This window comes from Siccibacter colletis (assembly GCF_000696575.1).
Classification (GTDB): Bacteria; Pseudomonadota; Gammaproteobacteria; order Enterobacterales; family Enterobacteriaceae; genus Siccibacter; species Siccibacter colletis.
Genome location: NZ_JMSQ01000005.1, coordinates 79874 through 92077, shown reverse-complemented (window position 1 = coordinate 92077; position 12204 = coordinate 79874). Strand labels below are relative to the sequence as shown.

Annotated in this window: 9 protein-coding genes and 2 pseudogenes; 5 read left to right on the top strand and 6 right to left on the bottom strand. The window is 53.9% G+C overall.

Features of this window, described 5'->3' with window-relative positions; genetic code table 11:
- The first annotated feature begins 152 nt into the window (after nucleotides 1-152).
- Nucleotides 153-1403 carry an NADP-dependent isocitrate dehydrogenase gene (gene icd, locus ET34_RS0104775; protein ID WP_031519918.1) on the top strand — a complete coding sequence of 417 codons (1251 nt, stop codon included), beginning with the start codon at nucleotides 153-155 and terminating at the stop codon, nucleotides 1401-1403.
- 513 nt (nucleotides 1404-1916) lie between these two features.
- On the opposite strand, the pseudogene ET34_RS21560 reads toward icd, so the two are convergent.
- Nucleotides 1917-2033, bottom strand: a pseudogene (locus ET34_RS21560) (lysis system i-spanin subunit Rz); the annotation flags it as partial.
- A 475-nt stretch (nucleotides 2034-2508) separates the two neighbouring features.
- Between ET34_RS21560 and ET34_RS0104765 the strand changes: the two are divergent.
- The gene (locus ET34_RS0104765; protein WP_031519917.1) at nucleotides 2509-3393 is read left to right on the top strand and encodes an NAD-dependent epimerase/dehydratase family protein; all 885 of its coding nucleotides are present in this window, start codon (nucleotides 2509-2511) and stop codon (nucleotides 3391-3393) included.
- 59 nt (nucleotides 3394-3452) lie between these two features.
- Nucleotides 3453-4256 (top strand): SDR family NAD(P)-dependent oxidoreductase, encoded by an 804-nt coding sequence (locus tag ET34_RS0104760; RefSeq protein ID WP_031519915.1) that lies wholly within the window; start codon nucleotides 3453-3455, stop codon nucleotides 4254-4256.
- 19 nt (nucleotides 4257-4275) lie between these two features.
- Here ET34_RS0104760 and ET34_RS0104755 read toward each other — a convergent pair whose 3' ends face one another.
- The 4 genes from ET34_RS0104755 to ET34_RS0104740 form a co-directional block, all read right to left on the bottom strand.
- On the bottom strand, nucleotides 4276-4980 hold the full coding sequence (locus ET34_RS0104755; protein ID WP_051640478.1) for a dienelactone hydrolase family protein: 705 nt from the start codon (nucleotides 4978-4980) through the stop codon (nucleotides 4276-4278).
- A 66-nt stretch (nucleotides 4981-5046) separates the two neighbouring features.
- Nucleotides 5047-5886, bottom strand: a complete 840-nt coding sequence (locus ET34_RS0104750) for an SDR family NAD(P)-dependent oxidoreductase (protein ID WP_031519911.1) — start codon at nucleotides 5884-5886, stop codon at nucleotides 5047-5049.
- A complete protein-coding gene (locus tag ET34_RS0104745) occupies nucleotides 5883-7085 on the bottom strand; it encodes an MFS transporter (RefSeq protein ID WP_031519909.1) in 1203 nt (400 codons plus the stop codon). Before ET34_RS0104745 ends, ET34_RS0104750 begins: the two co-directional genes overlap by 4 nt.
- A 216-nt stretch (nucleotides 7086-7301) precedes the next feature.
- The gene (locus ET34_RS0104740) at nucleotides 7302-8426 is read right to left on the bottom strand and encodes a metallophosphoesterase (RefSeq protein WP_031519908.1); all 1125 of its coding nucleotides are present in this window, start codon (nucleotides 8424-8426) and stop codon (nucleotides 7302-7304) included.
- Between the two features lie 107 nt (nucleotides 8427-8533).
- Here ET34_RS0104740 and ET34_RS0104735 point away from each other — a divergent pair, with 107 nt between their 5' ends.
- Together ET34_RS0104735 and ET34_RS21555 are read left to right on the top strand one after the other, a co-directional pair.
- Nucleotides 8534-9520 carry a LysR family transcriptional regulator gene (locus ET34_RS0104735; protein WP_236633816.1) on the top strand — a complete coding sequence of 329 codons (987 nt, stop codon included), beginning with the start codon at nucleotides 8534-8536 and terminating at the stop codon, nucleotides 9518-9520.
- Nucleotides 9521-9773: 253 nt separating this feature from the next.
- A pseudogene (locus ET34_RS21555) lies at nucleotides 9774-9941 on the top strand (NADP-dependent isocitrate dehydrogenase); the annotation flags it as partial.
- Nucleotides 9942-10014: 73 nt separating this feature from the next.
- On the opposite strand, the gene ET34_RS0104725 reads toward ET34_RS21555, so the two are convergent.
- Entirely contained in the window at nucleotides 10015-11979 is a 1965-nt protein-coding gene (locus ET34_RS0104725; RefSeq protein WP_031519904.1) for a methyl-accepting chemotaxis protein, read from the bottom strand.
- Nucleotides 11980-12204 lie beyond the last annotated feature (225 nt).

Sequence of the window (12204 nt, the reverse complement as noted above, 5' to 3'; positions counted from 1 at the left end):
ATTCATTAACAAAATATGCGCTGAATAATTCGCGTTGCAGGACGGCGGCACGAGACGAATCCCGGCTCCGGTACGGGGTAGCCGAGAGGCCAAAGCATCTACGGCGTGAATATGACAGGCATCATAATCAGAAGCGCTCGAAGGAGAGGTGAATGGAAAGCAAAGTAGTTGTTCCGGCGGAAGGTAGTAAGATCACCCTGCAAAACGGCAAGCTCAACGTTCCGAATAATCCGATTATCCCTTTCATTGAAGGTGATGGTATCGGCGTGGACGTGACCCCGGCGATGCTGAAAGTGGTGGATGCCGCCGTTGAGAAAGCCTATAAGGGCGAGCGTAAGATTTCCTGGATGGAAATTTTCACCGGTGAGAAATCCACTCACGTTTACGGCCAGGACGTCTGGCTGCCTGCTGAAACCCTCGATCTGATCCGCGACTACCGCGTTGCTATTAAAGGCCCACTGACCACCCCGGTCGGCGGCGGTATTCGTTCTCTGAACGTTGCGCTGCGTCAGGAGCTGGACCTGTACGTCTGCCTGCGCCCGGTACGTTACTACCAGGGCACCCCAAGCCCGGTTAAGCACCCGGAACTGACCGACATGGTTATCTTCCGTGAGAACTCCGAAGACATCTACGCCGGTATCGAGTGGAAAGCCGACTCTGCCGAGGCGGAGAAAGTGATCAAATTCCTGCGCGACGAAATGGGCGTGAAGAAGATCCGCTTCCCGGAACACTGTGGTATCGGCATCAAGCCGTGCTCTGAAGAGGGGACCAAGCGCCTGGTGCGTGCGGCCATCGAGTATGCGATCACCAACGACCGTGACTCCGTGACCCTGGTTCACAAAGGCAACATCATGAAGTTCACCGAAGGCGCTTTCAAAGACTGGGGTTACCAGCTGGCGAAAGAGGAGTTCGGCGGCGAGCTAATCGACGGCGGCCCGTGGATGACCATCAAAAACCCGAACACCGGGAAAGAGATTGTCGTAAAAGACGTGATTGCTGACGCCTTCCTGCAGCAGATCCTGCTGCGTCCGGCGGAGTATGACGTGATCGCCTGTATGAACCTCAACGGCGACTACATCTCTGACGCCCTGGCAGCGCAGGTTGGCGGCATCGGTATCGCACCGGGCGCGAACATCGGCGACGAGTGCGCCCTGTTCGAAGCGACCCACGGTACTGCACCGAAATACGCCGGTCAGGACAAAGTGAACCCAGGCTCCATCATCCTTTCCGCGGAAATGATGCTGCGTCACATGGAGTGGTTCGAAGCTGCAGACCTGATTGTTAAAGGGATGGAAGGCGCGATCAACAACAAGACCGTGACCTACGATTTCGAACGCCTGATGGATGGCGCTAAGCTGCTGAAATGTTCAGAGTTTGGCGACGCTATCATCGAAAACATGTAATCCGAACTTCAGGTTGCATCTGAACGGGAGCCTGATGGTTCCCGTTTTTTATTATTAGAATTTGTATGGTTATCAAAAATTTATCAAAACAAGTTATCAAAACCAGTTATCAAAACCCCATCCCAAAATCCTGGATCGCGATTGTCGTCCAGTCTTTCCCACGGTTAGCATGATAGCCGTCGGTCTGCTGCTGGGACCGAACCTCGCCGGATTTACGCTGGGGTATCAACTTGGGTGAAGAACCTGGCCAGACGCAGCCTGAATTAGCCCCGTTTCTGGATTATTTGCGGGGTAGGTGCGGCATCACTCACAAAGGGAGCAGGCTTTCGCACAGAGGCTGTTGCAAGCCATTATTCTGGACTTACATCCTGATTCAGCGGCGTCAGTAAGTCGGAGGCTGATAGTATCATCCAGGCTGGTGGCGCTAGCCGTGCTGTTCTTTCCAGACTGTGCGTTGAACAGCAACCGACGCTTGCCGACAGCAGCATCGTGCTCAGGCTAATTAATATGTGCTTGTACATCTGCCAGATTCTGTGTGTATTTCGCATCCAGCGCCGCAATGTCATGCTGATGCTTCTGCATGCCTGCAATGTCATCCCCAGCCAGCTTTAATACACCCTGTACGTTCACGCTGCTTTAGCGGTGCCGATAAGAGTCAGAAGCACCGAGAATGTAAGGTAATTTCAACATGCCCGGTGGCCTGTGTAGCTATTTTTGAAGGCAGATAATAATGCATATTATTATTTTGTGGCAGACCGATCGCCGCGAGTGATGGGATAATGATGCAGACGTGCCCACGAATAAAAATGCATGAGCAGCTTCTCGCCAGGCGCTGCGCAGTGTTCCACAGCAACAAACATTTCCGCTTGAGCCATTCTGGCACAGTCCGGTAAAGCTGATTAGTGTCCGTTAAGAGCAAAGAGCGGACATTCAGTTATGAAGCCTTAGTGTAAGCACCCTTGCCGATTGATGGATTCCGCCTGTTATGGAAAAAAACTTAGATTGATGAATTAAAGTAACCGTAGCTTTTAGACAATCTCATCGCTTATTTTCTGTTGTCGTCAAAACTTAAGGTTGATTTGCACCTCAACCATAAGGACGAAGTATGTCAGTAAAAAAACGTATCGCCATTACCGGTGCGTCAGGGAAAATTGGCAGGGTCACAGTAGAGTGGCTTGAAAAAGCAGGGTATGAGCTGTTCCTCATTGATAAGAAAGAACCGTTAACCAGCGAACATCCGGCGATGATTGCGGATTTAGAGGATTTTGGCGCAACGCTTGATGCCCTTTCCTCCATCGGGGAAGACGTCTATTCACGACCCGAACCTGCAGCCTTTGATGCCGTAGTTCACCTCGCCAGTATCCCCCATCCCCGGATGATCCCCGATTCTGACGAGTTCAGAAACAATATGCTGGCCACCTTCAACGTATTTGAGGCATCCAGGCGCCTGGGGATTAAAAATATCATCTGGTCATCGAGCGAGGTTCCTACCGGCGTGCCTTACGATCAGTGGGAGCCCCCCTATGTTCCGGTTGATGAACACTACCCGGCACGGGGGATTAGCATTTACGCGCTGACGAAAGTGCTGGGTGAAGAAATGGCCCGCCAGTTCTGCCTTAATAACCCTGATATGCGCATTACCTGTCTCCGGCTTTCTAATGTTATGGAACCGGAAGAATACGCCCAGTTTGAAAGCTGGCAGGACGATCCGGCCGTCAGGTTATGGAATATGTGGACCTACGTTGACGTCCGGGACGTTGCCCAGGCGATTGAAAGAGCCCTCGAATATGACGTCAGGGGTAAAGATGAGTTCTTTATTACCAGCGATGTCACCTGCATGCGAACCCCTACACAGGAGCTTCTCGACCGCTACTACCCTGACGTTGAGCAGCGTAAACAATTTGCAGGCAATGAATCGGTGCTGAGCAGCGAAAAGGCAATGCGCGTCCTGGGTTACCGTCCGGCTCACCGCTGGACCGACAGCGTCTGATAATCCCTTTGTTACCGGCCTGTACAGGGCCGGGTAGCCCCTTTTAACTGGAGAATTATATGAGTGAGAAAAAACTGGCTCTCATAACCGGCGCAAGTAACGGTATCGGCCTGGCGCTTGCGGAAGAATTTGCGGCTAACGGGTACGATATTGCCATCGTGGCCCGGGATGAAAAAAAGCTATCAGCCACACGCGAACATCTGCAAAAACACTTCTCAGTTAACGTACACGCATTCAGTGCCGACCTGAGTGAGTATGATCAGATAGCTGACCTGCAGGCCAGAATGGATACGGCCGGTTTAGACCTCAGTGCGCTGGTCATCAATGCCGGTCAGGGCCTCGGCGGCGCCTTTATTGGTGGTACCGATCTTGAAAAAGAGCTCAGGTTAATCCGGCTTAACGTTGATGCTGTGGTCCATCTTTCTAAAATATTTATTCCGCGGCTTGTTGAAAAGGGCAACGGGCACGTTCTTATCACCTCCTCGTTGTCCGGCTCGGCACCGATACCTTTTGAAGCGGTTTACGGCGCGTCGAAGGCTTTCGTCAACTCCTTCTTTTACGCCATACGTAACGAGTTGATGGGAAGCGGTTTATCGATGACGCTTCTGATGCCCGGGGCAACGGAAACTAATTTCTTCAAAAATGCAGGACAGGCAAGTACGACGGTAGGATCCATGAAAAAGGATGATCCGAAAGAAGTGGCCAAACGCGCCTGGTATGCCCTGATGACAGGGCATGAATTTGTCTACGGCAGCGAGTATGCCGAATATGAGGGCGAGGTAATGAACAGAATGATGAGTGAATCGCACAAAGCTCAGCGTCACCGCATCATTTCTGAACCCAATTCTGCCACGAAAAAGTAAATCCGCACGGCGCCGGGCATCAGCCCAGCGCCTCTTTCAACAGGGTAAATACAATACCAAAAGCATGGTTGCTGACGGCCTCGTTGTAATGCGTTTTACCCGGAACATCGGCCCTGGGATAGGTAAAAGAGTGAACCGCGCCGGCATAACTCGTCAGCTGAAAATCACATCCGCAGGACGCCATTTCACCGGCGAAAGCTTGTATCTGCTCACCAGTTACAAAAGGATCGTCGGCCCCGTTTAATACAGCGATCTTGCCTCTGATATTCCCTTTTTCAGCAGGGATCCGCGTATCAAGTGTACCGTGAAAACAAGCCGTGAGAGCCAGAGGCGCTCCGCTGCGCGCCAGCTCGAGCACGCAATGCCCGCCATAGCAGAACCCTACGGCAGCGAGCTTATCCGCATTTACGTACCGGAGCTCCGCCAGTCGAGCCAGCGCTGCGTTAAGTATCAGCCGCTCCGCCGGCGAGTCCTTGACAGAATGCATACAATTAGCCGCCTTCTCTGCCGAGTCGGGCAAATGGCCGTACAGATCCGCAACGAGCACAACGTACCCTTTTTTTGCAATCGTGCGCGCATGTTCAATGCTTGATGCTGCGGTACCCATCATATTCGGGGCAAGAAGAATACCCGGAAGCGTTGCGTTCCTGGGATGACGAACGAGCACACCCGTAAAGGTTTTTCCCACAGCATGGTAGTGAATGAATTCTTCAGTAAGCGGCATGGCTCTGGCCTCTGTAAGTTCCTGTTATCCCGGCGACCTGCCTTTGTGCAGAGTGCCGGCGACATATCAGCTTTTCATCCAGCGTTCAAAAGCCGCCTTCCAGTCCGGGTGCCAGCGCGACAGGGCCGGGCGGTTGTCCAGCATATCCTGGGCAGCCCACATGATGCGTCTGGCATCCATTTCGCTGGTAACGGCGTTATCAGGGCAGATGATATAGAAGTCACCGCGCTCAAAGCGCGGGAGGAAATAATCAATGACCTGCGCAGCTGTCCAGGCTTCATCGGGCTTGTCACCGCTGCGCTCATCCATGCCGGGATCGTTCATATCGGTCCAGGTATAGCCAGGCACCAGAAGATGAGCGGTGAGCCTGGTACCGGTTTCCTTCAGAAGCTGATGAGACAGTTGCTCTGTCAGCACCTTTACGGCTGCCTTTGAGGCGTTATAGGCTGCGAACCCAGGTGGGGTTGTAATACCTTCCTTCGAGCCCAGGTTAACAATGGCACCTTTATCTTCCATTTTTAACATTTCAGGCAGAAAAATATGCTGTGTGGCCACCATGGACAGCAGGTTTACCTCCATCTGCTGTCGCCAGAGAGTGGGGGAATCACAGGCGCCAGCGGCTATTTTCACGCCTGCATTGTTAAACAACAGATTTACTTTTCCCCAGGCGCTGTAAACAGCGTTCTTGAGCTGCTGCTGTCCTTCATCATGGGTAATGTCGCCAGTGACCAGTAGCGTTTCAGCCTCCAGTTCGCCGGCCAGCTGCTCGAGCGCCTGTCTGTTCCGATCAAAAAGGCACAGCTTCATGCCCTTTCGTGCCAGCTCCCTTGCCGCCGCGGCGCCAATACCTTTCGCCGCACCGGTTATTACGGCAACGTTACCTGTACTGATAACTTTATCGTTCATGACTTACTCCCGTCAGTAATGCGTACCGATATGAACATAAGAAGAAGTGCTAACAGGGAAAAAGCAGCCCCTACCCACCCCGTAGAGATCCAGCTTCCTCCCGAAGCGATAACGAAACCGCCTGCAGCTGCGCCAAGCGCATTCGAAATATTAAATGCGCTGTGGGTCAGGGAGGAGGCGAGAGTCTGTGCTTCACCGGCAATGTTCATCATATGCGCCTGAAGCGACGGCACGAGGGAAAACCCGCACCCCAGCATAAACAGCACGATGAGGACCGGGACCTGGAGCATTCCCGTAAGGGAAAACAGCGCCAGAAAGACGATATTCCAGGCGATGATGCCAAATATTGATGGGATCAGCGCAATGTCTGCCAGCCTGCCTCCGATAATATTGCCGGCAACCATGCCGGCTCCCCAGAGCACCAGGATCCACGGCACATATGTGGTTGAAAATCCGGCAGCTTCCGTCAGTGCCGGGGTAATAAAGCTGTATACGGCAAACATGCCGGCAAAGCTGACTGAAGCGACGGCAAACGTCATCAGGATCCGGGAACTCTTCAGCGCGCCAAGCTCCTTCAGCGGTGAAGCGGATCTGTCCGCCGCCACGGATGGAACAAAAAGCAGAACCATTATGACCGTCAGCACCAGACCCACGGTTACCATCCAGAATGACATTCTCCAGCCCAGCGCTTGGCCTGCCCATGTGACAAGCGGAACGCCGGCAACGTTCGCGACGGCAAGTCCCAGCATAACGTAACCGATATAACGGGCTTTATGCTGCGGTAATACCATTGAGGCCGCCACAAGCGCGGATACGCCGTACCAGGCACCGTGAGGCATCCCGGAAATGAAGCGCGCTGCCAGCATGGCGTTATAGCCCGTAGCCAGTGCGCTCAGGGCATAACCTGCAAGCGCAATAATTAACAGTATCAGAAGCAGAGTCTTACGGGCCTGGCGCGCGCCAAGCACCGCGATTGCCGGGGCACCGACCACCACGCCCGCCGCATAGGCGCTGATGTAGCCTCCAGCAGCAGGTATGGAAACGCCGGTACCCTGCGCCAGGTCCGGCAGAAGACTCATCGGTGCAAACTCGCCTGTACCGATGCACAATCCGCCCGCGCCAAGCGCAAGCATGGCGGGGAATAATCCCATGGGAGGATGAATACGTTCACGCTGCCGTGAAAGCGTTTGTTCAGACATTGGCTATAACTCCCGATCGATTAAACTGCCGGATACAAAAAAAGAAGAACCGGTACCTGTCATGCAACGGCTCTTAGCTATGTGCAGCTTATGGGTCACGACGTTCCGGAAAGAACGGCAACAGGCAGTGGTATATTGAATTGAAGTAAACTATAACGCCTGGTTTTCAGTTATTGATGAATAATATCGCCAGAAACGTTGATTATTATTCAACTGTCATGTTGCTGGTTCGCCACGAAGAGTGATAAGCGTTATTTCGGCAGGTTTTCCCAGCCGGAAAGGAAAGCCGTTCCAGATGCCTGAACCGTTGCTGACGTAAAGCGCAAGGGAGCCTTCTTCGTAAAGGCCGGACACAAAACCGTTATTGGCAGGTGCGACCAGCCTGTCCAGCCCCGCGATCATACCGCCGTGTGTATGTCCGGAGAGCTGAAGACTTACCCCTCTTTCCGCAGCCAGCCCGGCATTCTCAGGCCTGTGATCAAGAAGGATTACGGTTTCACCAGGGCGGAAAGACTTCAGAGCCTGCGCCAGGTCAGGCCCCGGTAGTCCGTATGATGGCGCAACGGCATCCGTTACGCCCGCCAGATACAGCGAGTTACCGTCCCGGCTAACACGGTATCCTGCATTATTAAGAAAATGCATGCCCAGTTTTTCAAAGGTCTGGATCCAGTTTTCAGCGCCGAAGTAATACTCATGATTGCCCGTTACGGCAAAAACGCCGTCGCGCGCCCGAAGCTGGCCAAGCGGTTCAATGTCGGAGAAACGCGCATACGGCCAGCCATCAATCATATCTCCGGTAACCACAACCATATCCGCATCCAGCTCGAGGGTGCGGGCAACAACGTCCTGTATCCAGCTTCGCGGCAGCAGCCTGCTGGCGTGCAGATCCGTCAGCTGGACAATCCGGTAGCCTTCAAAGCGTGGGGGTAATCCCCTGAGCGTTATGGCTGTCTTTTTCACTTCAGGTATCGCTGTACCATTTTTCAGGGCCTGTATTGCCAGTATGGCCGCCACCGCAGGCAGGATAAACCATATAGCCGTATGCCATTTCAACCGGCGTCCTGATACCAGCCGGTAGACAGTCCCGAGGATGTCGCACAGCACCAACAGAGCAGCCAAAAATATGGTTATGCCGAAAAGCCAGGTGGTAAGCAGCAATAGCGGTTTTGGTATCTCTGGAGAAAACATATTCCCGGTAAATAATTTCGTAATCAGATGAAACTCAGAGGCTACAAGCATCACGCCAGCGGCGGCAATTTTAGCTGAAAGCGGGGCGGGCAGTGGCCTGATAAACCGAAACAGCACGTAAAGCGCTGGAATAAGCGTCCAGAGATGAAACACGCGGAGATCTCCCGGGGAATGGTGATTTTTCGTCTACCGTGGCGTTGGGTTGCAACGCTTTGTTGAATGAATCTAAACTTAACATCCTTCTGGCACGATTCCGTGCAATGTCCTTTGACATTGCATTGAATTTTATTCAACGGTTTAACTTCATGCGCACCAGACTTTCTACCACGCTCACCCGAAGCGATCTTGCTGAGCTCAACGCGTTTCTTATTACTGAGAAAATGCGCAGTTTTACCAAAGCCGCCATAGAACTCGGGATCACGACTTCTGCGCTGAGCCATACCATACGTAATCTTGAGACGCGCCTGGGCGTCAGATTGTTGAACAGAACAAGCCGCACGGTCTCTCCGACCGAAGCGGGCGCGAGCCTGGCACTACGCCTTGAAACAGGATTTAAAGAAATTGGCGACGCGCTTGAGGAAATTAACCGCATGCGCGATCGGCCTGTGGGAAGGCTCAGGCTTAACGTGCTGAGTGACGGTGCCCGCCTCATCATGGCACGCCATCTTCCTCGCTTTATCAGCAAGTACCCGGAAGTGGAGATCGAAATCAGCGTTGATGACCGGATGGTCGATATCGTGCAGGAGGGATTTGATGCCGGGATCCGCTTTGGCGGTACCGTCCCTGAAGATCTCGTTGCAGTCCGCCTGGGGGAAGAGCTCAAATGGGTGGCGGTTGCATCACCACGCTATCTTTATCAGCATACGCTTCCTGCTGTGCCTGAAGATCTGCGCCTCCATGACTGTATTCAGCTGCGCACCGGGCAGGGCGTTATCTACAAATGGGAATTCCGTAAGGGTGAGGACTATCGTGTAGTTGATGTCAGGGGACAGCTTTGCGTGAGCGAAACGGCGCTGGCAATTGAGCTGGCCCTGTCCGGCGCCGGCATTGCCTACTGCCTTGAAGACAGGGTTCGTGACCACATTCGTGACGGCAGTCTGAGGATCGTGCTCCCGGAATGGGCGCCCGTTGAAGAGCCTATGTATCTTTACTATCCCGGTCACCGGCGGGTTCCACAAGGGCTGAAGGAGCTGATTGAGGTGCTGAGAGAAGAGATAAAAAATGAAAATAGAGTAGCTGATAAATAATTTAATTCATTGCTAGAGGTATGTCCGCTTCTGGCACATAGCTGTCAGACGTTACAACTGGAGGCTGTATCCTCAACAAGCCCGTCGCAAAGCGGTAAAGATGCAGGGCGAATTTCAGACGTGATGTAAGTACCAAAGCTCTACATAAATCATAAGTAATCAATTTACTTTGATGAAGGTAAAAGTAGCGGGTATGGTTGCAAAATAACCATTCAGTTCTTTAAATTCAATAAGCTAAAATTGATTTCTAAGACTATCGCTGCGTCACATGGAGTGGTTCGAAGCCGCATACCTGATTGTTAAAGGGATGGAAGGCGCGATCAACAACAAGACCGTGACCTACGATTTCGAACGCCTGATGGATGACGCTAAGCTGCTGAAATGCTCAGAGTTTGGCGACGCGATCATCGAAAACATGTAATTCGCTTACGCGAGACGATAAACGGGAGCCAGCGGCTCCCGTTTTTTTTGCTCAGAGTACGTAACGCATGACGTTACCGCCCGGCAGACAGCACCTGCAGCACTTTCAGTTCGGCAACGGCTTCCTGCATGGCATCCATCCCGGCGGTCAGGGTGCGCAGGCTGTCCAGCTGCTTCACAATATCGGCGCGCTCGTTGCGCGTCTGATGGCTCATTTCGGCAATCGCATCGGCGGACTGGATGCTGCGCTCCGCCATATCGGTGGCGGTGGCTACCGTGTTACTGGCGACGCCGCGAATGCGCGAGATGGTGTTGACCGCATCGTCGATGTTGCTGGCGGTAGCTTCCGCCTGCTCTTTGGACAGGTGCGCCAGACGGCGCACCTCCTGCGCCACCACGGCAAACCCACGTCCCGCTTCACCGGCGCGTGCGGCTTCCACCGCTGCGTTCAGCGCCAGGATATTGGTCTGGAACGCGATATTGCTGATGCCGTGGGTAATGACGTTGATGCCGTTGGAAATTTTCTCCAGGTCATCCAGCCCTTCCCCTAAACGACCCTGCGCCCGCTGGCTTTCGGTGGCGATGTCGCTGATAGCGCGAATACTGCTTTCCGCCATGCTGAGCGCTTTCCCCTGGCTCTGGGTTGAGGCTTCCAGCGCGGGTAGCGCCTTCACCACCGGGGCTAACTCTTCCTGATAGCTCACGACGCGATCCAGCACCCGGGTCTGTATGCGGTTCAGCGCTTCCCAGCGGCGCAGCGCGCGCTGCGCGTAGTGGGCCGCATAGCTGGCGTACTCCACCGGGAACTGCGACATCGCTTTGACGTCGTGATTGAAGAACACCAGCGCCGAAAGCGTCTGGTTAATCGGCACGCCGAGGATCTCGCCGAAGCTTGAAAAGCCTGCCGCCGGGATGCCTTTGAAGAAGTGCGCGTCATGCAGCTGATCGACGTTACCCATGCGGCGCAGGATACAGTCATTCATCATGATCGCCGCCGGTTTGCCGTGCAGCGCGGTAAATCGCTGCCAGTCCTGCCGTGTGGCCTGTTTGAAGTCGGTTTCCTGCATCAGGAACAGCCGGTCGCCAAATTCAAGATCGCAGAAGAAGCTCACGCAGCCGCTGTCCATTTTCGCTACCGAGCGAATGAAATACTCATCACCCACCTTTACCGCAAACGTCAGGCCTTTCAGTCCGTCGCTGAGCCGCTGCTCACTGCATCCCAGATGTTCAGCCAGCGCCCGGGTAAACGGCTGCTGCTGGCCCTGGCTGTTGAACACCGAGGTCACGGTACGGGTGATCGGATCGGCTTCGGCAATCAGCCAGCTCTTATCCATCGGCGTGAAGTTCTGGCTCTTGAAGGGCGCGAATGACTTACCGTCAGCCATGCGGCAGAACACGATCACGGCTTTGCCCTGCAACACCCGGCCGCCAACGCCAATCCATGTGCCGTCAAAGCTGACGCGGCCGCCCGCAGAGCCGCCAATGGCGAGGCAGGGGAACAGGCCGCTGTTGTACCAGGCCTGCATCAGGAAGCCTTCCGACGCCGACAGGCCGTCGCAGTAGATCATGGCAAAGGTACGATCGGCGGAGAGCGGCATGCGCAGCGGCATCGCCGCCAGTTCACGCTGAATGGCATTGACGCGCTCTGTTGCCGTGGCGGTGTCGTTAAGGTGCAGATCGACGATATGCGTCTCATGCTCAGCGATCAGGGTGTCGGGCAGCCAGAGCCAGCTTCCCTCCGGGCCGTCACCCTTACAGTAGGTGGTGTGGCTGCCGCTGGCGCTCAGCGCGCCGTTCGAGGAGAGGGTAATGACGGTCAAATCCGCCGAGGTGAAACGCTGCCATGCCTGGCTCACCTGATGGAAATCGGCCTCAGGGGGAACGAAGGTCAATAAAATGCCGGAGGCGCGCGTACTCAACCCGGCATCAGACAGGGATGTCGGCAGGGTGCGGCAGTCGAAAATACCATCAGCGGGCTTCGCCTCGCCGATAAAACGGAAACCTGGAACGCCTTTGCGCATTGTCTTAATAAAAGACATATTATTGTTTTTTCTGAAGTTAATAAATTACTGCCGGTGCAGGTGATAAAAAAGAGGGCTAACTGTCAGGTCCGTTCGCAATCAGTACTCAGCACTGAAGTTCAGCCTCATCTGTGAACTGAGTCCTTCAGTGCTGAAGCGTTATCGGCGGCGTTGGCACGAGCTTCAGTGATTAGTGCCATTGGTGAAAGCTGCTATGTCTGTGATTCAGATCCCATTTCTGGA

Coding starts and splice junctions, on each gene's coding strand:
- icd (WP_031519918.1), top strand. CDS start 153: ATGGAAAGCAAAGTAGTTGTTCCGGCGGAAGGTAGTAAGATCACCCTG.
- ET34_RS0104765 (WP_031519917.1), top strand. CDS start 2,509: ATGTCAGTAAAAAAACGTATCGCCATTACCGGTGCGTCAGGGAAAATT.
- ET34_RS0104760 (WP_031519915.1), top strand. CDS start 3,453: ATGAGTGAGAAAAAACTGGCTCTCATAACCGGCGCAAGTAACGGTATC.
- ET34_RS0104755 (WP_051640478.1), bottom strand. CDS start 4,980: ATGCCGCTTACTGAAGAATTCATTCACTACCATGCTGTGGGAAAAACC.
- ET34_RS0104750 (WP_031519911.1), bottom strand. CDS start 5,886: ATGAACGATAAAGTTATCAGTACAGGTAACGTTGCCGTAATAACCGGT.
- ET34_RS0104745 (WP_031519909.1), bottom strand. CDS start 7,085: ATGTCTGAACAAACGCTTTCACGGCAGCGTGAACGTATTCATCCTCCC.
- ET34_RS0104735 (WP_236633816.1), top strand. CDS start 8,534: ATGTCCTTTGACATTGCATTGAATTTTATTCAACGGTTTAACTTCATG.
- ET34_RS0104725 (WP_031519904.1), bottom strand. CDS start 11,979: ATGTCTTTTATTAAGACAATGCGCAAAGGCGTTCCAGGTTTCCGTTTT.